We start from the raw sequence: 21,679 nt of genomic DNA on the forward strand, positions 1-21,679 counted from the left end.
TTGACCCTGCCCGCGCCATCCGAGATACCGGGCCGCAAAGGACGTGCCCAATGACCACCCCCTACATCACCGACAGCCACTGTCATCTCGATTTCCCGGATTTCGACGAAGAGCGCCCGGAGGTCATCGCCCGCGCGGTCGAGGCCGGCGTGCACCGCATGGTCACCATCTGCACCCGCCTGCGCAACGAGCCGCAGGTGCGCGCCATCGCCGAGGCGCATGACCCGGTCTTCTACGCCGCCGGCACCCACCCGATGAGCGCCGCCGAGGAACCGCTGGCCACACTCGACGAGCTGGTCGCACTGACGCAGCACCCGAAATTCGTGGGCATCGGCGAGACCGGGCTCGACTATCATTACTCCGCCGAGAGCGCGGAGATCCAAAAACAATCGCTGCGCACCCATATCGAGGCGGCGCAGGAAACCGGACTGCCGCTGATCATCCACGCCCGCGCCGCGGATGAGGACATGATCGATATCCTCACCGCAGGCTATCGCGCCAGACCCTACCCTTGCGTGCTGCACTGCTTCTCCTCCGGGCCGGAGCTGGCCAAGGCCGCGCTCGATTGCGGGTTCTATCTCTCGATGTCCGGCATTGCCGCCTTCCCGAAATCGAAAGAGCTGCGCGAGATCTTCGCCTCCGCCCCGCTCGACCGCATCCTGGTGGAGACAGACAGCCCCTATCTCGCGCCGCCGCCCTATCGCGGCAAGCGCAACGAGCCGGGCTATAGCGTGCACACCGCCAAGGTCGGCGCCGAGACCTTCGGCCTCTCCTACGAAGACTTCGCCGCCGCGACCGAGGCCAATTTCGACCGGCTCTTCGCCAAGGCCGCCGCGTGGGAGCCCGCATGACCGAACTGCGCTTCACCATTCTCGGCTGCGGCTCGTCCGGCGGCGTGCCGCGGCTCGGCGGGCTCTGGGGCGATTGCGACCCGGAAAATCCGAAAAACAGCCGCCGCCGCTGCTCGCTGCTGGTCGAGCGCGAAAGCGCGGACGGCATCACCCGGGTGCTGATCGACACCACCCCCGACATGCGCGCCCAGCTGCTCGACGCCGGTATCGGCATGCTCGACGCGGTCGCCTGGACGCATTCCCACGCCGATCACACCCACGGGCTCGACGATCTCCGCCAGATCGTCTTCAACCGCCGCGAGCGGTTGCCGGTCTGGGCCGATGGCGACACCCAGAACGCGCTGTTCTCGCGCTTCGGCTATGCCTTCGTGCAGCCCGAGGGCAGCCCCTACCCGCCGATCCTCGACATGCACACGATCTCGGAGGCGCCCTTTACCATCGACGGCGCCGGCGGGCCGATCACGCTGACCCCGTTCGAGGTCAATCACGGCAGCATCGACGCGCTCGGCTTCCGCATCGGCGATGTCGCCTATCTACCGGACGTGATCCGCATCCCCGAGGCCTCCTGGGCGCATCTGGAGGGGCTCGACTGCTGGATCCTCGACACGCTGCGCCGCACCCCGCACCCGACCCATGCCCATCTCGACCTGGCGCTGGAATGGATCGCGAAGATGCAGCCGAAACGCGCGGTGCTCACCAATATGCATATCGACCTCGACCACGATGCCGTCGCCGCCGAGACCCCCGAGCACATCGTTCCGGCCTATGACGGCATGGTCCTGCGCTATGCGCTCTGACCCGGCCCCGCAGCGTCTTCTCTTTGCAAATACGCCACCCTGCCCGCGCCGGCCCGTGCCGCGCCGGGGTATCTGCGCGACCTCTCACCGGCGCCCCCCGGCGACGCGCGCAGCGCGGCGCAATCCCTCTCCGGAGCACCGCTAAACCGTGCAGGCGCTGATCGACGTCATCCTGCCGGTCTTCATCGTGATCGGCGCGGGCTATCTCGCGAGCTGGCGGCGGCTGCTACCGGAGCAGGCGATCGACGGGCTGATGGAGTTCACCCAGACCATCGCCGTGCCCTGCCTGCTGTTCCGCGCCATGTGGCAGCTCGATCTCGGCAGCAATTTCTCGATCCCGCTGCTGCTGGCCTTCTATGGCGGCGCGGTCGCGGCCTTCGCCGCCGGGCTGTTCGGCGCGCGGCTGCTGTTCGGCCGCGACTGGGAAGACTCCATCGCCATCGGCTTTGTCTGCCTGTTCTCCAACACGCTGCTGCTCGGTCTGCCGATCACCGAGCGCGCCTATGGCCCCGATGCGCTCAGCGGCAATTACGCCATCATCGCGCTGCATTCGCCCTTCGGCTATACGCTCGGCATCACCGCGATGGAGATCGCCCGCGCCCGGGGGACCCAGATCCGCCGCCTGCCGCTCACGGTGCTGCGCGCGGTGTTCCGCAATGCGCTGGTGGTGGGCATCCTGATCGGCATCACCTTCAATCTCGGCTCGGTCACACTGCCCGAGCCGGTCACCCAGGCGCTCGACATGGTGACCCGCACCGCCCTGCCCGGCGCGCTCTTTGCGCTCGGCGGCGTGCTCTATCGCTACCGCCCCGAGGGCGATCTGCGCGCCATCCTCTATGTCTGCTCCATCGCGCTCGGGCTGCATGCGGCGCTGACCTATCTCTTTGGCAGCCTCCTGGGGCTCAGCACCGACAATATGCGCTCGGCGGTGCTCACCGCCGCCATGGCGCCCGGGGTCAATGCCTATCTCTTCGCCAATATGTACGGGCGCGCCAAGCGCGTCGCCGCCTCCTCGGTGCTGATCGGCACGGCGCTCTGCGTGGTCACAAGCTGGGTCTGGCTTCAGGTCCTGCCCTGAGGCCTATTCCTCCACATCGTCCACATCCGCCTGCCCCGAGAGCCGGCGCCGCACCAGCGACCAGCTGAGCCCGATCCCCAGCACCAGCGACAGCGCAAAGATGCCGATCCAGGCGGAGAGGTCGGGATCGGAGAGCTCGATCACGCCCCAGTCCCACAGCACCCAGAGCAGTGCGCCGACCAGCGCCAGCACCAGCGCCATGCCGAACGCCCCGATCGAGCGCAGCGTGGCGCGCAGATAGATCACATAGGCGGCAAAGAGCAGCAGGCCGAGCAGAACCGCCAGCGGCAGCTGCCCCGGTCCCTCGCTGCGGACCCAGCGCAGATAGTTCCATTGCGACGGATTCCACGTCGCCGCCACCAGTCCGAACGCCACCGCCCAACGCAGAACAAACCCCATGACACGCTCCTTTTACCATACCCGCGCCAAATGCACCGATCCGGCACGACCTGTCCAGCGCCCGCGTGGCGCGGATCGCTCAAATTGACGGTTTCGCCCGCCCCGGCGCTTCGCTATACGGAGCCCGTTTGGACCTTCAAAAGGACACAGAGCTATGGCGAACGTGGTCGTCGTGGGCGCCCAGTGGGGCGACGAGGGCAAAGGCAAGATCGTGGACTGGCTGTCGAGCCGTGCCGATGTGATCGCCCGCTTCCAGGGGGGCCACAATGCGGGCCATACCCTTGTGATCGACGGCACCGTCTTCAAGCTGAACGCGCTGCCCTCGGGCGTGGTGCGCAGCGGCAAGCTCTCGGTGATCGGTAACGGCGTGGTGCTCGACCCCTGGCACCTGGTGAAAGAGATCGCGACGATCCGCGAACAGGGGGTCGAGATCACCCCCGAGACGCTGATGGTGGCCGAGAACACGCCGCTGATCCTGCCGATCCACGGCGAGCTCGACCGCGCCCGCGAGTCGCAGAACTCGGTGGCCAAGATCGGCACCACCGGTCGCGGCATCGGCCCGGCCTATGAGGACAAGGTCGGCCGCCGCGCCATCCGCGTCGCCGATCTCGCCGATCCGGCGACGCTGGAGGCGCGGGTCGACCGGGCGCTGGTGCATCACGACGCGCTGCGCCGCGGGCTCGGGCTCGACCCCGTCGACCGCGACGGGCTGATCGCGCAGCTCAAGGAGATCGCGCCGGAGATCCTGAAATATGCCGGGCCGGTCTGGAAGGTGCTCAACGAAAAGCGCCGCGCCGGCAAGCGCATCCTCTTCGAGGGCGCCCAGGGCGCGCTGCTCGATATCGACTTCGGCACCTATCCCTTTGTCACCTCGTCCAATGTAATCGCCGGTCAGGCCGCCACCGGCACCGGCATCGGCCCGGGCGCCATCGACTTCGTGCTGGGCATCGTCAAGGCCTATACCACCCGCGTCGGCGAAGGCCCCTTCCCGACCGAGCTCGACGACGAGGACGGCAACCGGCTGGGCACGCGCGGGCACGAGTTCGGCACCGTCACCGGGCGCAAGCGCCGCTGCGGCTGGTTCGACGCGGTGCTGGTGCGCCAGACCTGCGCCACCTCCGGCGTCAACGGCATCTCGCTGACCAAGCTCGACGTGCTCGACGGGTTCGAGACCATCAAGATCTGCACCGGCTACATGCTCGACGGCGAGCTGCTCGACCACCTGCCCATCGCCGCCGACCAGCAGGCCCGCTGCACGCCGGTCTACGAGGAAATGGAAGGCTGGAGCGAGTCGACCGAGGGCGCGCGCAGCTGGGCCGACCTGCCCGGCGCCGCGGTGAAATACGTGCGCCGCGTCGAGGAGCTGATCGGTTGCCCGGTCGCCCTGCTCTCGACCTCGCCGGAGCGTGACGACACCATCCTCGTCACCGATCCGTTCGAAGACTGATGGCGCTCACGCACAAGACCCGCAAGCGCCTGTCGCTCTTTCTGCTGCTGGTCTGGCTGCCGCTCTACATCATGGCGGCGGTCAGTCTCGTCAACGCGCTCGGACGACCACCGATCTGGGTCGAGCTGCTGGTCTATGTGGGTCTGGGTTTTCTCTGGGCGATCCCGTTCAAATTCGTCTTCAAGGGCGTGGGCCAGCCCGATCCGGACGCGAAAGACGACCGGAAATGACAGGCGCCGCGCCCCGGGTTGCCCGGGCGCGGCGATCACCGGCTGAGCGCGCGGGCGGCGCTCAGATATCCAGCGTGTGCTCGCGCTCCCAATGGGAGAAATGCGAGACGAAGCTGTCCCATTCCTGGCGCTTCATCTTGGCATAGGCGGTCGAGAACTCCGCCCCCAGCATCGCCTTGAGCTCGGTATCCGCATCCATCGCGCGGATCGCGTCGAGCAGGTTGAGCGGCAGCTTCGGCGCATCCGTGACCATGTGACCCTCCGCATACATGTCGATATCGTGGCGCGGCCCGGGATCGGCCTTGGAGCGCAGGCCCGAGAGCCCCGCCGCGATGATCACCGCCTGAAGCAGATAGGGGTTGGCGGCGCCATCCGGCAGGCGCAGCTCGAACCGGCCCGGCCCCGGCACCCGCACCATATGGGTGCGGTTGTTGCCGGTCCAGGTGACGGTGTTGGGCGCCCAGGTGGCGCCCGAAAGGGTGCGCGGCGCATTGATCCGCTTGTAGCTGTTCACCGTCGGATTGGTGATCGCCGCCAGCGCCTCGGCGTGTTTCATGATGCCGCCGAGGAAATACCCGCCCTGCTCGGAAAGCCCGACCTCGCCGATCTGACCGCCGCCGTCGCCGGCAAAGGCGTTGGTGGTGCCGCTCGTGTCCCAGACCGAGATATGCGCGTGGCAGCCATTGCCCGTCAGCCCCTCGATGGGTTTGGGCATGAAGGTGGCGCGCAGCCCGTGCCTTTCGGCGACCGATTTGACCATGAACTTGAAGAAGGAATGGCGGTCGGCGGTGACCAGCGCATCGGCGAATTCCCAGTTCATCTCGAACTGGCCATTGGCGTCCTCGTGATCGTTCTGATAGGGACCCCAGCCGAGCTCCAACATGTAATCGCAGATCTCGGCGATCACATCGTAGCGCCGCATCACCGCCTGCTGGTCGTAGCAGGGCTTGGCGGCGGTGTCGGCGGGATCGGAGATCTCGGTGCCCTCGGGCGTGAGCAGGAAGAACTCCGCCTCGATGCCGGTCTTGACCCGCAACCCCTCTTTCGCGGCCTCGGCCACCAGCGCGCGCAGCACATTGCGCGGCGCCTGGGCGACCTCCTTGTCCTCCATCACGCAATTGGCCGCGACCCAGGCGACCTCGGGTTTCCAGGGCAGCTGGATCACGGTGTCGGGATCGGGCACCGCCAGCATGTCGGGATGCGCGGGCGTCATGTCGAGCCAGGTGGCAAACCCGGCAAAGCCCGCGCCGTCTTCCTGCATATCTGCGATGGCCTGTGCGGGGACCAGCTTGGCGCGCTGGCCACCGAAGAGGTCGGTGAAGGAGATCATGAAATATTTCACGCCCTTGTCCCGGGCGAAGGCGGTGAGGTCGGTCATGGTCGGTCTGTCCCTGTCTTTTTATTGGTTTCGGACCGCTTGCGCGGTCCGACCGGCCGGGGGCTTTGCCCCCGGACCCCCAGGATATTTCGGGCCAATGGAAACCTGCGAGGGGGCGCAGGCCCATGGGGCGCGCTCAGAAACCGGGCTTGCCGGGATACCAGTCGGTGCCGGCGAGCGGCACCTGCGCCATGGCCGCGGCCTCCATGGTCAGCGCGCAGAGGTCTTCGGGTTCGAGATTGTGCACGTGGCTCTTGCCGCAGGCGCGCGCCAGGGTCTGGCATTCCAGCGTCAGCACGTTGAGATAGTTGCGTAGCCGGCGACCGGCCTCGACTGGATCGAGCCGCGCCATCAGCTCGGGATCCTGGGTGGTGATGCCCGCCGGATCGCGGCCCTCGTGCCAGTCGTCATAGGCGCCGGTGGTGGAGCCGAGCTTTTGATATTCGAGCTCCCATTTCGGGTCGTTGTCGCCGAGCGCCACCAGAGCGGCGGTGCCGATGGAGACCGCATCCGCGCCCAGTGCCAGCGCCTTGGCCACGTCGGCGCCGGTGCGGATGCCGCCCGACACCACGAGCTGCACCTTGCGGTGCATGCCGAGATCCTGAAGCGCCTTCACCGCCGGGCGGATGCAGGCCAGCGTCGGCTGGCCGACATGTTCGATGAACACATCCTGCGTCGCCGCCGTGCCGCCCTGCATGCCGTCGAGCACGATCACATCCGCCCCGGCCTTGACGCTGAGCGCCACGTCGTAATAGGGCCGCGCGCCGCCGACCTTGATATAGATGGGCTTTTCCCAGCCCGTGATCTCGCGCAATTCGAGGATCTTGATCTCGAGATCGTCCGGCCCCGTCCAGTCCGGGTGGCGGCAGGCGGAGCGCTGGTCGATGCCCACCGGCAGGTCGCGCATGCCGGCGACGCGTTCGGTGATCTTCTGGCCCAGCAGCATGCCCCCGCCGCCGGGCTTGGCGCCCTGCCCGACCACCACCTCGATGGCATCGGCGCGGCGCAGATCGTCGGGGTTCATGCCGTAGCGCGAGGGCAGATACTGGTAGACCAGCTTTTCGCTATGACCGCGCTCTTCCTCGGTCATGCCGCCATCGCCGGTCGTGGTGGAGGTGCCGGCCATGGTGGCGCCGCGCCCCAGCGCCTCCTTGGCGGGGCCCGACAGCGAGCCGAAGCTCATGCCGGCAATGGTGATCGGGATCTTCAGCTCGATCGGCTTCCTGGCAAAGCGGGTGCCCAGCGTCACGCCGGTCTCGCATTTCTCGCGATAGCCCTCCAGCGGGTAGCGCGACATCGAGGCGCCGAGAAACAGCAGGTCGTCGAAATGCGGCACCCGGCGTTTCGCGCCGCCGCCGCGAATGTCGTAGATGCCGGTATAGGCGGCGCGGCGGATCTCGGAATTCACCTCGTTGGAGAAGGTCCAGGACTGGCGCGGCTGGGTTTGCGGGATGTCTTTCATCGGGCCGTCCTCAGTATTCGTCTGCGTGGTCGATATTGAAATTGTAGAGCTTGCGGGCGGAGCCGTAGCGCCTGAACTCTTCGGGTTTCGCGTCGGCGCCGGCCTTTTCCAAGAGCTCGGAGAGCAGCGCGATGTGCTCCGGGCGCATCTCCTTTTCGATGCAGTCGGCGCCCAGCGACGCGACGCTACCGCGCACGAAGAGCCGCGCCTCGTAGATCGAGTCGCCCAGGGCCGAGCCCGCATCGCCCAGCACCACGAGGTTGCCCTTCTGCGCCATGAAGGCCGACATATGGCCGATATTGCCATGCACCACGATGTCGATGCCCTTCATCGAGATGCCGCAGCGGCTCGACGCGTTGCCCTTGATCACCAGCAGACCGCCATGGCCGGTGGCGCCGGCATATTGCGAGGCGTCGCCCTCGACCACCACGGTGCCGGACATCATGTTCTCGGCGACGCCGGGACCGACGGAGCCGGTCACATGCACGCTCGCCTGCTTGTTCATGCCGGCGCAGTAATAGCCGGTGGAGCCGCGGACGGTGACCGCGATGGGCGCGTCGAGCCCGACGGCGACCGCGTGGCTGCCGCGCGGGTTGAGGATCTCGAACTGCGTGTAATTGGTGGCGGGCGCGGCCTGGAGGGTGGCGTTGACCTCGCGCAGCTCCATCTGGCTCATGTCCAGCGGCTGCATGTCGGTTGCGGTGGCGGTGGCCGTGGCTTGCATGGTTCAGCGCTCCCAGAAATAGACGGTGGCGGGTTCGGGTTCCCAGATGCGGGCGGTCTCGATCCCGGGCAGATCGGCGAAGGCGCGGTATTCGCTGCCGAAAGCGACGTAATCGTCGGTCTCGGCCATCACCGCGGGTTTGCAGGCGATGGGGTCGCGGACCACGCCGAAGCCGGTCTTGGTGCCCATGACAAAGGTGAAGAACCCGTCGAGATCGGCCAGCGTGCCGTCCAGCGCCTCGCCCAGATTGGCGCCCTCGGCGATGCGCGAGGAGATGTAGCAGGCGGCGACCTCGGTGTCGTTCTCGGTCTTTGGCGCAAAGCCCTTTTCGGTGAGGATCCGGCGCATGGTGTTGTGGTTCGAGAGCGAGCCGTTATGCACCAGGCACTGATCCTCGGCGGTGGAGAACGGGTGCGCGCCGAGCGTGGTGACGGCGCTTTCGGTGGCCATGCGGGTGTGGCCGATGCCATGGCTGCCGGCCATGCCGCGCAGGCCGAAGCGGGCGGCCACGTCCTTGGGCAGGCCGATCTCCTTGTAGATCTCCATCGCCTCGCCGAGCCCCATCACGCGCAGGCCCTTTTCCCCGAGCGCGTCCAGCGCCGCGTCGCGGCTGCCGGCGGGAATGGTCAGCACCGCATGGGTGTCGATCACCTTCATGGTGACCGGCCCGCCCAGCACCTCCGAAAGCGCAGTATCGAGCCCGTCAAAGGCGCTCTCCGGCGTATCGGACTGCACGGTCACCTTGAGACCGTCGCTGTCATCGCCATAGATCGCGATCCCCGCCGAATCCGGCCCCCGGTCGGACATGGTGATCAGCATATCCGTCAGCATGTCGCCCAGCTTCGGGCGCAGGTCTTCCTTCTTGAGGAACAGCCCAACGATGCCACACATGGTTTTCTCCGTTCGTATCCGGGCGAGTCCGCCCTCTCACCTGAGTGAATAACCATATCGCAAGTTTCGCTACAAGAAATTTTTTTTACCAAGAGAAAAGCGGTGGCGAGCAGGTTTTGCTGCCTAAGAACTGGGCAAACTGTCGCGGTCGGTGCGGTTTACCGGCCAGTACCGGGCGCGCCACTGGTGGGTGCAAACCTCGCCGCCCACCACGAAACACACGAGAAAGTTGCATGACAGCGTGATTGCCGACACACTCCGCTGCGGGAGACGACGGGGAGTGTGTCATGAGTGGCGGATCGGGGAAAACCGCAGCGCTTGAAACCTGGGATACGATTCTGGGGGTGGTGCAAAAGCTTGCCGTGATCTGCGGTATCGGCATCGGCGCAGTGTTCTTTTTCATGCGGCTGGAGCACACGCCCAGCCTCGATACCGAGCTGCGCTTCGTGGGCATTTCCGATTGCACCGCCAAGGGCGAGCTGACGCTCACGAATATCGGCACCTGGCCGTTCGAGCTGACCGACGCCTATATCGCGGCCCGGCCCGATCCGAATGACGCGGTGAGGCTCGAAAGCGCACTGAACCAGACGCTGGCCGCGAAGGAAAGCGTCAGCATCCTGTTCGATCTGCCGCTTGAGCCCGCCATGCTGACCGGCTGGGTGCCCGTGAAACTTTCGCTCATCACCGATAAAGACAAGGAGAACCAATGGCGGCTTACAAACCAATGGGTCGATTTCGGAACGCTCGGCGGCTCCTGTTGATCGGCCTCGTTCCGCTTGCGGCACTCGGTGGCTGCGGACAGGGCGCTGCCCGTGTCGATGGCAACGATCCGGACAATTGCGACCTGCTGAGCCAGCGTTTGCCTGCCCATGCGCTGCCGCCGGAATGCCGGGACGGCGGCATGTCCTCCGATCCGGATCCGCGCACCGTCTGACATCGGTGTCCGGCGCCGTGGCGCTCAGCGCGCCTGCGGATAGGTGATGATCGACAGGTAGCGCGCCGGCAGCTCGACCAGCCCCTCGGGCCCGTGCGGGGCGTCGGAATCGAAGAGCAGCGAGTCGCCCGGCTCCAGCAGGTAGAGCTGGTCGCCATGGCGATAGTCGAGCACGCCGTCGAGCATGTAGATCAGTTCGATCCCCTCGTGCTGGAACGCCGGGAAGCGGTCGGAATCGCTGTTGAGCGTGATGAGATAGGGCTCCACCACCACGCCGGAATTGTTCGACCCGATATGGCCCAGCAGGTTGTACTGATGGCCCGCCCGCGTGCCCGCGCGCTCGATCTCGACCCCCTGGCCTGCCTTCACATGCATCGCGCCGCGCGGCTCTTCGAAGCCGGAGAAAAGCTGCACCAGCGGCACCCGCAGCGCATTGGCCAGCGCCTGGAGCGTGTTGAGCGAGGGCGAGATCACCCCGTTCTCGATCTTTGACAGCATGCCGACAGACAGGCCGGTCTGCTGCGCCAGCTCCGAGCCGGTCATGCGCTGGCGCTTGCGCAGATCGCGCACCTGGCGCCCGATGGCCACTTCGAGGTTCTTTTCGCGCTGCTCGCGGACGGCGTGCGGGTTCTGGGTCAGTTTCGACCGGGAGCCGTTCTTCATTGTCTTTCCATCACCGGTTGGGGTGTCCCGTCGTGCAGGGGCGGCGGCGGTCATGTCAAGCCTCCGTCCGACAAGAACGCGCCCGGCTGGCAAAGCGCGGGGCCGAAACGGGGGGCAAACCGGTTATGGATCGTCATTCACACCTCAGTCTTGAAAGCAGCTCCTGTAGAGCGGCAGGATATTCTCGGCATTCAGCGCGACCGGGTTGGTTCCCGCGGTCGGATCCTTGAGCGCCGAGGCGCAGAGTATACCGAAATCCGGGTCGGTGACACCCAGCGCATCCAGCGTGGCAGGAATATCCAGCCCGGCGATGAGCTCCGCCACGAAATCGTAGAAGCCATCGAAGCCCGGCGCCAGCCCGAGATAGGCGGCGGCGCGGGACAGTTTCTCCTCCACCGCCGGGCGGTTGAAGCGCAGCACCGGCAGCATGACCACGCCATTGGTGGTGCCGTGATGGGTGTCGTAATGCGCCCCTATGGGGTGGCTCAGCGAATGGATCGCGCCCAGCCCCTTCTGGAAGGCCGTCGCGCCGGCGGCAGCGGCGGTCATCATCTGCGCCCGCGCCTCGATATCGCTGCCATCCCTGTAGGCGCGCAAAAGGTATTCCTTGCAGAGCCGCATCCCCTCCAGCGCGATGCCGTCGGCCATCGGGTGATAGACGGGCGAGCAATAGGCCTCCAGACAATGGGCAAAGGCGTCCATGCCGGTGCCGGCGGTGATCGCCGGCGGCATGCCCACGGTCAGCGCCGGGTCGCAGATCACCTGCGCGGGCAGCATTCCGGGGTGGAAGAGGATCTTTTTCTCATGCGTCTCGGCATTGGTCAGCACCGCCGCGCGGCCCACTTCAGAGCCAGTGCCGGCGGTGGTCGGCACCGCCACGATGGGTGCGATGGCGTCGGCATCGGCGCGGGTCCACCAGTCGCCGATATCCTCGAAATCCCAGACCGGGCGCGTCTGCCCGGCCATGAAGGCGATGAGCTTGCCCAGATCCAGCCCCGAGCCGCCACCGAAGGCGATCACCCCGTCATGCCGCCCCTGCTTGAAGGTCACCACCCCCACACCGAGATTGCGCTCGGTCGGGTTCGGGTCGACATCGGCGAAGAGATCCGCGTCGATCCCGGCGCGGCGGAGGATATCCATCGCCTGCGCGGTGATCGGCAGATCCGCCAGCCCCCGGTCGGTGACCAGCAGCGGACTGGAGATCGCGGCGGCGCGGCAGGCCTCGGGCAGTTCCTCGATGCGCCCGGCGCCGAAGCGGATGGCGGTGGGATAGGACCAGTTGGCACGCAGGGTCATGGGGAATCCTTTCGCTCTTGTCCGGGCGCGGCGGTGCGCCTCATGCGTCGTACTCGCCCCTGGCGCGCGATTTCGTCGGGTCGAAATGCGGAAAGGGCACGACGCGCGCCGCCAGACGTTTCTGATGCCCGTCGAGCTGGCCGATCTCCAGCTCGGTGCCGGTCTCGGCATAAGGTATATCGACCCGCGCCAGCGCGATGGTCCTGGACAGCACCGGCGAGCGCGTGGCCGAGGTGATCACCCCCACCTGCACCCGCCCCAGCCGCACGCAATCGCCATGCGCGGGCACGGTGGTGGCGTCGATCTCCAGCCCCACGAGCCTGCGCTGCGGATGCGCCTTGCGCTCTTCCAGCGCGGCGCGCCCGACGAAATCCGCCGCCTTCGATTTCAGCGGCACGGTAAAGCCGATGCCGGCCTCGAACGGGTCGGTCTGGTCGTCGAACTCGTGCCCGGCAAAGGCCAGCCCGCTCTCGATCCGCAGCATGTCGAGCGCGGCGAGCCCCAGCGGTTTCAGCCCGTAGCCCTGCCCCGCCTGCCAGATCGCATCGAAGACCGCCGCCGCGTCCCTGGGATGGCAGAACACCTCATAGCCCAGCTCGCCGGTATAGCCGGTGCGCGAGATCACCACCGGCACCCCGTCGAACCCGCCGATCCGGGCAACGGTAAATCGGAACCAGCCCAGCTCCTCGATGCTGGGGCGGTCGGGCGCGGTCCAGAAGACCTCCGCCAGCAGCGCGCGGCTGTTGCGCCCCTGCACGGCGACGTTGCAGAGCTGATCGGTCGAGCTGCGCACATGCGCATCCAGCCCCAGCGTTTCCGCCTGCTCGCGCAGGAACATGCCCGAGCCGTCGCAACCGCCGATCCAGCGGAAATTATGCTCGGTCATGCGAAACACGGTGCCGTCGTCGATCATGCCGCCATGCTCGGCGCAGACCGCGGTATAGACCACCTGCCCCACCGCCAGCTTTTCCATGTTCCGCGTCACGCAATGCTGGAGCAGTTTCTCCGCATCCGGGCCGGTGACCTCGAACTTGCGCAGCGGCGAGAGATCCATGATCGCGACGGACTCGCGGCAGGCCCAGTATTCGCCCAGCGTGCCCTCTCCGGGAAAGCTGTTCGGCAGCCAGTAGCCGTTATATTCCACGAAATCGCGGGTGTGTTTCGCGAAGCTGGCGTGAAAGCCTGTTTCCTTCGTGTGCTCCACGTCGTCCTCCGGTCGTTTCCGCCAGCCGATGGAGCGGCGGAAGTCTTCGCCCGCGCCATAGGTGCGGAGCTGGATGTCGGTCGGGTTCCAGCCATTGGCCGGGTCGATATCGTCGGGGCAGGCTGTCGAGACGCAGACCAGATCGGTCAGCGCCCGCAGCAGCACGTAATCGCCGGGGCGCGACCAGGGCTCATCTGTGACGATGCCGTGATCCGCGTCGATCAGCGTGTTGAAGAAGAAGTTGATCGCGGGCCAGCCGGCGCGCGGGCGCACGCCATAGGGGTCGAGCCCGGCGTTGATGTTCTGGGTGCAGTTGACATGGCCGGGATAGCCCATGTCCTCGTAATAGCGCGCGGTGCAGGCCAGCCCGAACGTGTCGTGCCGCCCGCAGGTGTCCTGCACGATCTCGACCAGCGGCTCGAAATCGACATTCCAGTATTTCGCGTGCAGCCCGGGGCGCGGATAGATCGTGCCGGTCATCGAACGGGTGGCGGTGGGATCGACCTCGCGCTCGATGCCCTTGTCGAGCGCGCGGGCGGAAAAGGCCTGAAAATCCGAGCACTCGCGCCCCTGCACGTCGAGCACCTGAATAAAGGCGCCCTTGGGCACTTCGTAGACAAAGGCCTCGCCGGGCCGGATATTGTGATCGAGCAGCGGGTCGGCGAGCGGATCCGGCGCCCGATGCGCGCCCCTGAAGGTCTTGGGATCGGCGCGGCGGATATAGAGCAGCAGGTCGGTCACCGTGTCCTGCGCCTGCGGCTCCATCGGCCCGCCGGGCGCGGCCACGACAAGCAGCCCGTCGCCCTGCGCCGTGAGAACCGCCATGTCGCCCGCCCGCGCACCCTCGCCAAAGAGCCGCACGCCCCGCGCCCGGCCCAGATCGAACCCGGCTTGCGCCAGAGCCTTGGCAACCCCGCGCCCCGAGGGGCTGGCGCTCAGCGCGGCACGCAGCCCGTCGGGCGCCACCGTCTGCGTCACCCCGATCAGCCCCGGATCGCCGACGCCGGTGGGCGTGAAGGCCACCAGTTCCGCCAGCTGCCCGCCCTCGCGGTCCACCAGCGTGATCTCGTCGCCGGCAAAGATCTCCACCGCGCGCGAGCCGCCGCCGGGCACCGGATGGCGCTCCACCCCGGGCGGCAGATGCAGCAGGCCGGGCGTGATCACGCCCGACCGTGCCGTGTTGCTCTCGAAAGGCAGGCCCATGGCTTACTCGGCAGCCTCGGTGCCGAGCTGGAGATAGCTTTCCAGGCTGTCATCGAGCGCATGCCGCCAGGGCGTGTGATGCGGCGGCGCCACCGTGCCGGTGATCGGCGAGGTATAGCCATTGTCGCGGAACGCCATGATCGCCTTCTTCTTGTGTTTCTTCCACTGAAAGAACGCCTCGTTGGCACCGTCCACATTGAAGCTCGGGTAATCGGTCTCGGCGATCAGCTCTTTCACGTAATCGCCCTGATAGACGATGGCGTCGTGATCGCTGTCATAGGCGTCCTCATCGGCCTGCCGCTTCTGCCAGTCGGCATCCATCGCGGCGCGGTCGGGCAGCGCGATCCTGCCGAGGATCGCGTCGCGCACCCACCAGGCCTGGGCGTCGAACATGTTGAAGGTGAACCACTGGTCCTGCATGCCGAGATAGAACATCTTTGGGTTCTTCACCCAGACCACCCCCTTGTAGAGATCGGTCGCCGCCAGCCGGTTCGCCGTCTTCAGCCGCAGATCGTCGGGCAGGAAGGGGAAATGGTGCTTGTAGCCGGTGCACAGAATGATCGCATCGACGGTCTTTTCGGTGCCGTCCTTGAAATAGGCGGTCTTGCCCTCGACCCGCTCCAGCGCCGGCACTTCCTGCCAGTTGTCGGGCCAGTCGAAGCCCATGGGCGCGGTACGATGCGAGACCGTGATCGACTTGGCGCCGTATTTCCAGCATTGCGAGCCGATATCCTCGGCGGAATAGGAGGTGCCGAGGATCAGGATATCCTTGTCCTCGAACTCGCGCGCGTCGCGGAAATCATGGGCGTGCAGGATGCGGCCGTTGAAGCTCTCGAAACCGGGATAATACGGCACGTTGGGAAAGGAGAAATGCCCCGAGGCGACGATGACGTGGTCGAACTGCTCGGCGGTCTCGGTGTCGGTCTCGCAATTGCGCGCTGTGACGGTAAAGAGCCCCGTGCCCTCGTCGAAGGAGACATCGCGCACCACGGTGGAGAACTGGATCCAGTCGCGCACGCCCGCCTTTTTCACCCGGCCCTCGATATAATCGAAGAGCACGGCGCGCGGCGGGTAGCTGGCGATGGCCTTCCCGAAATGTTCGTCAAAGGTGTAATCGGCGAATTCCAGCCCTTCCTTGGGGCCGTTGGACCACAGGTAGCGATACATCGAGCCATGCACCGGGTTGCCGTACTCGTCGACGCCGGTGCGCCAGTCGTAGCGCCAGAGCCCGCCCCAGTCCTTCTGCTTCTCGTAACAGACGATCTCGGGAATCGCCTCGCCCTTTTCCTTCGCCGATTGAAAGGCGCGCAATTGCGCCAGTCCGGACGGCCCGGCACCGATGATGCAAATCTTCATATCCCTGAACTCCCTGTGAGCAAGTTTTCCTCATGGTCACAAATTTTTCCCCTTACGCAACAAATTTTCTTGTCCCCCGGTCTCTTCGGTGTGAATTTGCATTGCAGATGCGGCGCTCTGCCCAAGGATGAGGCAGCGGCCCGGACACGAGGCCCAAGAGAGGGAAAACGAGATGCGGAAAGGTGAGCGATGAGCGCGGAACTGACGCCCTACAAGGTCTTCGAGGCCGGAAACGTCGCGCTTCAATGCGGCATCACGCTGGTGGGCGCAAAGCTCGCCTATGCCACCTATGGCAGGCTGAACGCGGCAAAGGACAATGTGATCGTCTACCCCACCCGCTACGGCGGCAGCCATGCGGACAACGAGTTCCTGCTCAAACCGGGCATGGCGCTCGATCCGGAGAAATACTTCATCTTCGTGCCCAATATGCTGGGCAACGGCATCTCTTCCTCGCCCTCGAACACGCCGATCCCGCTGGCCGGGCCGGATTTCCCCGCGATCACCCAATACGACAATGTGCTCTTGCAGGAGCGGCTGCTGCGCGAGGTCTTCGGGATCGAGCAGATCCGCCTCGCCGCCGGCTGGTCCATGGGCGGGCAACAGGCGTTTCACTGGGCGGCGCTTTTCCCCGACCGGGTGGCCGCCATGGCGTGTTTCTGCGGTCAGGCGATCACCGCCGGGCACACCTATGTGTTTCTCGAAGGGGTCAGACACGCGCTGATCACCGATCCCGCCTGGATGCAGGGGCGCTACAGCGAACAACCCTGGCGCGGCATGACCGCCAAGGGCCGGGTCTGGGCCGGCTGGGTGCTGTCGCAGGACTGGTTCCGTCAGGAGCTGTGGCGCGACATGGGCTATGTCAGCGTCGAGGATTATCTCAAGAATGTCTGGGACGCGATGTATTACGGGCTCGACGCCAATGACATGCTGTCAATGATCCGCACCTGGCAGGCCTGCGACATCTCGGCGAACCCGCTTTACAATGGCGACCGCAAGGCGGCGCTGGCGGCGATCACCGCGAGATCCATCGTCATGCCCTGTCGCACCGATTTCTATTTCCCGCCCGAGGACAACGCGGCAGAGGTCGCGCAGATGCCCAATGCCGAGCTGCGGGTGATCGACAGCGTCTGGGGGCACTACGCCGGCGGCGGGCGCAACGCGCCGGACACCGCCTTCATCGACGCGGCACTGAAAGAGCTGCTGGCATGAGCCACGATGTCATTATCGTCGGCGCGGGCAGCGCCGGCTGCGCCGTGGCCGAGCGTCTGTCGCGCGATCCGGCCTGCCGCGTGCTGCTCATCGAGGCCGGCCCCGCCGGGCGCCACCCGTTCATCTCCATGCCGGCGGGGGTGGCGAAGGCCATCGCCTCGCCGCGCTTCAACTGGCATTTCGAGACGGTGCCGCAGCGCCATATGGACGGGCGCCGGCTATACGTGCCGCGCGGGCGGGTGCTGGGCGGCTCCTCGGCGATCAATGCCATGGTCTGGGTCACCGGCCACGCCTCGGATTACGATCACTGGGAGGCGCAGGGCTGCGACGGCTGGGGCTGGGCGTCGGTGAAACCGGTGCTGGACGCGGTGACAGAGGTCATGGCCCCCACCCTGCCCGAAAGCGGCAATGCCGCCTATGCGGGCTTTGTCGATGCGGGCGGACAGATGGGCGCGCCGGTGGCGGAGGCGGTGGATGGGCAGGCCGAGGGGTTCGGGCTCTATCGGCTGAACATCGCGGGCGGCAGGCGGCGCAGCGCGGCAAAGGCCTATCTGGCGCTGGCAAAGGGCCGCCCCAACCTGACCTTGCGCACCGGGGTGCACGTGCTGGGGCTCACCGGGAACGGCACACGCATCGACGGGCTGCGCGTGGCGAAGGGCGCGGGAGAGGAGCGGCTCTCGGCGGGCCATGTGGTGCTCTGCGCCGGGGCCATCGGCACGCCGCATCTGCTGATGCTCTCCGGCATCGGCCCGGCCGACGCGCTGCGAAGCCACGGCATCGACATCCGCGCCGATCTGCCCGGCGTGGGCGAGAACCTGCACGATCATCTCGAGGTCAAGGTCAAGCACCGCATGACCGAGCCGCTCTCGCTCTGGGATCACGCGAAATTCCCCAACAACCTCGCGGTGGGGGCGCAATGGCTGCTCACCGGCACCGGCGTCGGGCGGCAGCAGGGGCTGGAGGCCGGCGCCTTCCTGCGGCTGGCGAATGGCGACGGCCCGCCCGACACGCAGCTGCATTACATCAACGCGCTGGCCTTCGACGGCGCCACGGCAGAGGATCGCGGCCACGGCTTTGCCATCGACGTGACGCAGCTCCAGCCGGAAAGCCGGGGGCGGCTGACGCTGGCCTCGGGCGATCCCCGTGACAAGCCGCTGATCGACCCGAATTATCTGGCTGCCGAGGCCGACCGCGTGGCGCTGCGCGAGGGGCTGAAATACCTGCGCGACCTCTGCCGGCAACCGGCCCTGGCACGCTTTGCCGGCGCGGAGCTGCGGCCCGGCCCGGCGGTCACATCGGATGCGGAGCTGGACGCGGTGGTGCGGGCGACAGCGGATTCGATCTATCACCCGGTGGGCACCGCGCGGATGGGGCGCGACGCGCTGTCGGTGACCGATCCGGAGACGATGGGCGTGCACGGGGTGGCGGGGCTGTCTGTGGCCGATGCCTCGGTGATGCCGCGCATCACCGGCGGCAACACCAACGCCCCCAGCATCGTGATCGGCGCGCTTGGTGCCGAAAAGATCGCGGCGCGGCTTTAGCGCTTGCCGGACATGAAAAAACGGGGCGGAAAACCGCCCCGTCTTACAACATGATGCCGTGGCTCAGGCAGCGCGGCGGCGCGGACGCCGGCGCCGGGCCTGACCGGGTTTCGCGGCACCGCCACCGGCGCCCTTGTTGAACCCGCCCGGCTTGCCGCCGCCACCGCCGCCACGGCGACGCGACGGGCCGCCACGGCGCCCCTGCCCGCCACCGGAGGTCAGCTCTTCGGGCGCCTCGCCGCTGGCCACGGGGATGTCGATCTTCATCAGGCGCTGGATCTGGCGCAGCAGATCCGCCTCGTCCGGCGCGCAAAGCGCAATCGCCTCGCCTTCGCGCCCGGCGCGCGCGGTACGGCCGATGCGGTGCACATAGTTGTCCGGCACCTCGGGCAGATCGTAGTTGACCACATAGGCCACGCCCGGAATGTCGATGCCGCGTGCCGCCACGTCGGTCGCCACCAGCACGTTGATCGTGCCGTCGCGGAACGCCTTGATGGCGCGGTCACGCTGGCCCTGGCTCTTGTTGCCGTGGATCGAGGCGGCGTTGAACCCGTCGGCCACCAGCCCCTTCATCAGCTTTTCGGCACCGTGCTTGGTGCGTGCAAAGACCAGCGTCAGCGCGTCGGTATCCATCGACAGGATCTCGCGCAGCTTGCGCGGCTTGGCGGGTTTTTCGAGGAAATGCACCGACTGGGTGATCTTGTCGGCGGCCTTGCCCGGAGGCGAGACCTGCACCTTGCGCGGGTTGGTGAGATAGGCGGCGCTCAGCTCTTCCATCTGCTTCGGCATGGTGGCCGAGAACAGCATGGTCTGGCGCGGCGTCCCCAGCGCCGGCGCGATCTTGCGCAGCGCGTGGATAAAGCCGAGATCGAGCATCTGGTCGGCCTCGTCCAGCACCAGATAGCTGGCGGAGGACAGATCCACCGCGCGCCGCTCCATCAGGTCGATGAGCCGGCCCGGCGTGGCCACCAGAATATCGGTGCCGCGCGACAGGAAATTGATCTGCCGGTTGATGGACTGGCCGCCCACCACGGTCGAGACGCGGATGCGGGTGCCGTCGGTGAGCTGCTTGAGGCTCTCGGCGATCTGGTTCACCAGCTCGCGGGTGGGCGCCAGGATCAGCGCCTTGACCGTCTTGGGCGCGGGCTTGCCCGGGCTTTGCAGCAGCCGGTCGATCAGCGGCAGACCGAAGGCCAGCGTCTTGCCGGTGCCGGTCTGGGCGAGGCCCAGCACGTCGTGACCTTCGAGCGCCAGCGGGATCGCCTGGTTCTGGATCGGGGTGGGTTCCTTGAAACCATTGCGGCTCAGGGCGTCGTTGAGCGCCGGCGAGAGGCCGAGCATGTCGAAATCGAACAAGAGATATCCTTTGTCGAACCGCGCCCGTCATCAGGTGCGCGGCAAAGCGTGCCGGACGCCGGAACGGCGGCGCGGCCAGGGTGCGGCGCGGCCTCGGGACAGGCGGGCGTATCCCGCGCCATCCGGCCGTCGCATCGAGAACCCTGCGTGATGGGGAATCGGACTGGGCAACGCTGATGCGCCCTCATGCGGGCGCGGCTAGCTCACGCGGCAGCGCAGCGTTACCTGCCCATTTGGGCCCTGAAAGCGCTTCTGTCAAGCTTTATCGCGGCAGCAGCGCCGGAAAGCCAAAGCCGCGTTCGAGCAGCTCGCCCGCCTCCAGGCAGATATCCTCGCGCCAGGGCGGCGCCACGAGCTGCACGCCGGAGGGGATGCCGTCCACCACGCCGGAGGCCACCGAGAGCCCGGGCAGCGCCAGCAGCGGGATGGCGATCTGCGGCAGTTGGACTTCCCAGAGCCGGGTCAGCACGTCGCCGCCGCGCAGGTCTTCGTCCTGCTGGAACGGCAGCTCGCCCGAGACCGGCATGAGCACCACAGGATAATCCTCCAGAAAGCCGCGCCAGGCGCGGATCAGCGCCGAGCGGCGCGCAAAGATCTCGCCGAAGCGTGCCACGTCGATGGCCGCCGCGCGGTCGGCATAATGGCGCAGCAGCGCGATGGCGCCGGCGTCGCCCTCCTGCTCGGCCTGTGCCAGCTTGGCCTCGTGCCCGTCCGAGAGCCAGAGGTCGATCTGAAGCTGCACCGCCTCGCGCAGATCGGGCAACTCGGTGGGCTCTTCGACCTCCCATCCAGCAGCGCGGAAGAGCGCTGCGGCGCGGTCGAGATCGTCGAGAATGCGCGGATCGGTGTCGATCCCGCCGGGGCGTTTCACCAGCGCCACGCGCCGGCGGAAGGTCGGCCCGATGAGCGGCACCGGCGCTGTCCAGGGATCGTCGGGCGCATAGCCCGCCATCGCCTCCAGACCCAGCCGCAGGTCGTCGACGCGCCGCGCCAGCGGGCCCGAGACCGCCATGATCTGCGGCCCGATCCCCCGGTCGGGACCGGAATGGTTGAACTGCGGCACGCGCCCCGAGGTCGGGCGCAGCCCGTGGATGCCGCAGGCATAGGCGGGATAGCGGATCGAGCCCGCGATATCGGTGCCATGAGCGATATGGCCGAGCCCCGTGGCCGCCGCTGCCGCCGCCCCGCCCGAGGAGCCGCCGGCGGTCAGCGCGGGGTTGTGGGGGTTCTTCGTCTCGCCATGCATCGCGTTGGTGGTGAACCAGCGATAGGAAAAGGCCGGCGTGTTGGTGCGCCCGACGACGATCGCATCCTTCTGCCGCATATGCCGCAGGAACGGGTTGTCCTGCGGCGCGATCACATCCTGAAAGAGCCGCGTGCCGTTGGTGGTGGCATAGCCCTTCTGATCCGACACCACCTTTGTCGTCACCGGCACCCCCGCCAGAACGCCCACCTGCTGTCCGTCCGCGATGCGCCGGTCGAGCGCCTCGGCCTCCGCCATGGCGTCGGCGCCGCAATCCTGCACGATAGCGTTGATCTGCGGATTGACGCGCGCGATGCGGTCGAGCGTGTCGCGGATGACGGTCGAAGCCCGGAGCTCGCCCCGGCGGATGCGGGCGGCGAGCTCGCGGGCGGAGAGGTCGTTGTGGTCCATGGTCGG

General features: G+C 67.0%; 20 protein-coding genes. 9 read left to right on the forward strand and 11 right to left on the reverse strand.

Annotated features, from left to right (window positions below; all coding sequences use genetic code 11):
• Positions 1–50 precede the first annotated feature (50 nt).
• The 3 genes from Ga0080574_RS05715 to Ga0080574_RS05725 all read left to right on the forward strand — a co-directional run bounded on the left by Ga0080574_RS05715 (position 51) and on the right by Ga0080574_RS05725 (position 2,726).
• A complete protein-coding gene (locus tag Ga0080574_RS05715; protein ID WP_076695962.1) occupies positions 51–851 on the forward strand; it encodes a TatD family hydrolase in 801 nt (266 codons plus the stop codon).
• Positions 848–1,648: an MBL fold metallo-hydrolase gene (locus Ga0080574_RS05720; RefSeq protein ID WP_076695964.1), complete on the forward strand. Its 801-nt coding sequence runs from the start codon at positions 848–850 to the stop codon at positions 1,646–1,648. Before Ga0080574_RS05715 ends, Ga0080574_RS05720 begins: the two co-directional genes overlap by 4 nt.
• Before the next feature lie 148 nt (positions 1,649–1,796).
• On the forward strand, positions 1,797–2,726 hold the full coding sequence (locus tag Ga0080574_RS05725) for an AEC family transporter (RefSeq protein ID WP_076695966.1): 930 nt from the start codon (positions 1,797–1,799) through the stop codon (positions 2,724–2,726).
• Between the two features lie 3 nt (positions 2,727–2,729).
• On the opposite strand, the gene Ga0080574_RS05730 is transcribed toward Ga0080574_RS05725, so the two are convergent.
• Positions 2,730–3,125 carry a DUF6524 family protein gene (locus Ga0080574_RS05730; protein WP_076695968.1) on the reverse strand — a complete coding sequence of 132 codons (396 nt, stop codon included), beginning with the start codon at positions 3,123–3,125 and terminating at the stop codon, positions 2,730–2,732.
• Positions 3,126–3,279: 154 nt separating this feature from the next.
• On the opposite strand from Ga0080574_RS05730, the gene Ga0080574_RS05735 reads away from it, so the two are divergent.
• Complete coding sequence (locus Ga0080574_RS05735; protein WP_076695970.1) at positions 3,280–4,572, forward strand: adenylosuccinate synthase; 1,293 nt, start codon at positions 3,280–3,282, stop codon at positions 4,570–4,572.
• Positions 4,572–4,802, forward strand: coding sequence for a DUF2842 domain-containing protein (locus tag Ga0080574_RS05740; protein WP_076695973.1), 231 nt, complete (start codon positions 4,572–4,574; stop codon positions 4,800–4,802). Before Ga0080574_RS05735 ends, Ga0080574_RS05740 begins: the two co-directional genes overlap by 1 nt.
• 61 nt (positions 4,803–4,863) lie before the next feature.
• Here the strand turns inward: Ga0080574_RS05740 and glnT are convergent, their stop codons facing one another.
• The 4 genes from glnT to Ga0080574_RS05760 form a co-directional block, all read right to left on the reverse strand.
• Positions 4,864–6,180, reverse strand: a complete 1,317-nt coding sequence (gene glnT, locus Ga0080574_RS05745) for a type III glutamate--ammonia ligase (RefSeq protein ID WP_076695975.1) — start codon at positions 6,178–6,180, stop codon at positions 4,864–4,866.
• A 136-nt stretch (positions 6,181–6,316) separates the two neighbouring features.
• Complete coding sequence (locus Ga0080574_RS05750) at positions 6,317–7,642, reverse strand: FMN-binding glutamate synthase family protein (RefSeq protein ID WP_076695977.1); 1,326 nt, start codon at positions 7,640–7,642, stop codon at positions 6,317–6,319.
• 10 nt (positions 7,643–7,652) lie between these two features.
• On the reverse strand, positions 7,653–8,333 hold the full coding sequence (locus Ga0080574_RS05755; protein ID WP_076705703.1) for a GltB/FmdC/FwdC-like GXGXG domain-containing protein: 681 nt from the start codon (positions 8,331–8,333) through the stop codon (positions 7,653–7,655).
• Positions 8,334–8,369: 36 nt separating this feature from the next.
• A complete protein-coding gene (locus Ga0080574_RS05760) occupies positions 8,370–9,257 on the reverse strand; it encodes a class II glutamine amidotransferase (protein ID WP_076695979.1) in 888 nt (295 codons plus the stop codon).
• A 287-nt stretch (positions 9,258–9,544) separates the two neighbouring features.
• On the opposite strand from Ga0080574_RS05760, the gene Ga0080574_RS05765 reads away from it, so the two are divergent.
• Both Ga0080574_RS05765 and Ga0080574_RS25825 read left to right on the forward strand, forming a co-directional pair.
• The gene (locus Ga0080574_RS05765) at positions 9,545–10,018 is read left to right on the forward strand and encodes a hypothetical protein (RefSeq protein WP_076695982.1); all 474 of its coding nucleotides are present in this window, start codon (positions 9,545–9,547) and stop codon (positions 10,016–10,018) included.
• Positions 10,015–10,191: a hypothetical protein gene (locus Ga0080574_RS25825; RefSeq protein ID WP_156876306.1), complete on the forward strand. Its 177-nt coding sequence runs from the start codon at positions 10,015–10,017 to the stop codon at positions 10,189–10,191. The genes Ga0080574_RS05765 and Ga0080574_RS25825 overlap by 4 nt, the downstream gene beginning before the upstream one ends.
• A 24-nt stretch (positions 10,192–10,215) precedes the next feature.
• On the opposite strand, the gene Ga0080574_RS05770 is transcribed toward Ga0080574_RS25825, so the two are convergent.
• The 4 genes from Ga0080574_RS05770 to Ga0080574_RS05785 form a co-directional block, all read right to left on the reverse strand.
• Positions 10,216–10,854 (reverse strand): helix-turn-helix domain-containing protein, encoded by a 639-nt coding sequence (locus Ga0080574_RS05770; RefSeq protein WP_076695984.1) that lies wholly within the window; start codon positions 10,852–10,854, stop codon positions 10,216–10,218.
• Between the two features lie 144 nt (positions 10,855–10,998).
• Positions 10,999–12,150, reverse strand: coding sequence for an iron-containing alcohol dehydrogenase (locus Ga0080574_RS05775; RefSeq protein WP_076695986.1), 1,152 nt, complete (start codon positions 12,148–12,150; stop codon positions 10,999–11,001).
• A gap of 40 nt (positions 12,151–12,190) precedes the next feature.
• A complete protein-coding gene (locus Ga0080574_RS05780; RefSeq protein WP_076695988.1) occupies positions 12,191–14,557 on the reverse strand; it encodes a trimethylamine N-oxide demethylase in 2,367 nt (788 codons plus the stop codon).
• 3 nt (positions 14,558–14,560) lie between these two features.
• Positions 14,561–15,913 (reverse strand): trimethylamine monooxygenase, encoded by a 1,353-nt coding sequence (locus tag Ga0080574_RS05785; RefSeq protein ID WP_076695990.1) that lies wholly within the window; start codon positions 15,911–15,913, stop codon positions 14,561–14,563.
• Between the two features lie 189 nt (positions 15,914–16,102).
• On the opposite strand from Ga0080574_RS05785, the gene Ga0080574_RS05790 reads away from it, so the two are divergent.
• A complete protein-coding gene (locus Ga0080574_RS05790; RefSeq protein WP_076695992.1) occupies positions 16,103–17,122 on the forward strand; it encodes an alpha/beta fold hydrolase in 1,020 nt (339 codons plus the stop codon).
• Positions 17,119–18,663: a GMC family oxidoreductase gene (locus Ga0080574_RS05795; RefSeq protein WP_076695994.1), complete on the forward strand. Its 1,545-nt coding sequence runs from the start codon at positions 17,119–17,121 to the stop codon at positions 18,661–18,663. Before Ga0080574_RS05790 ends, Ga0080574_RS05795 begins: the two co-directional genes overlap by 4 nt.
• 63 nt (positions 18,664–18,726) lie before the next feature.
• Here Ga0080574_RS05795 and Ga0080574_RS05800 read toward each other — a convergent pair whose 3' ends face one another.
• Together Ga0080574_RS05800 and Ga0080574_RS05805 are read right to left on the reverse strand one after the other, a co-directional pair.
• Entirely contained in the window at positions 18,727–20,019 is a 1,293-nt protein-coding gene (locus tag Ga0080574_RS05800; RefSeq protein WP_076695997.1) for a DEAD/DEAH box helicase, read from the reverse strand.
• Positions 20,020–20,281: 262 nt separating this feature from the next.
• The gene (locus Ga0080574_RS05805; protein ID WP_076695999.1) at positions 20,282–21,673 is read right to left on the reverse strand and encodes an amidase family protein; all 1,392 of its coding nucleotides are present in this window, start codon (positions 21,671–21,673) and stop codon (positions 20,282–20,284) included.
• Positions 21,674–21,679 lie beyond the last annotated feature (6 nt).

Origin of the sequence: Salipiger abyssi (assembly GCF_001975705.1) — a bacterium.
Lineage (GTDB): Bacteria > Pseudomonadota > Alphaproteobacteria > Rhodobacterales > Rhodobacteraceae > Salipiger > Salipiger abyssi.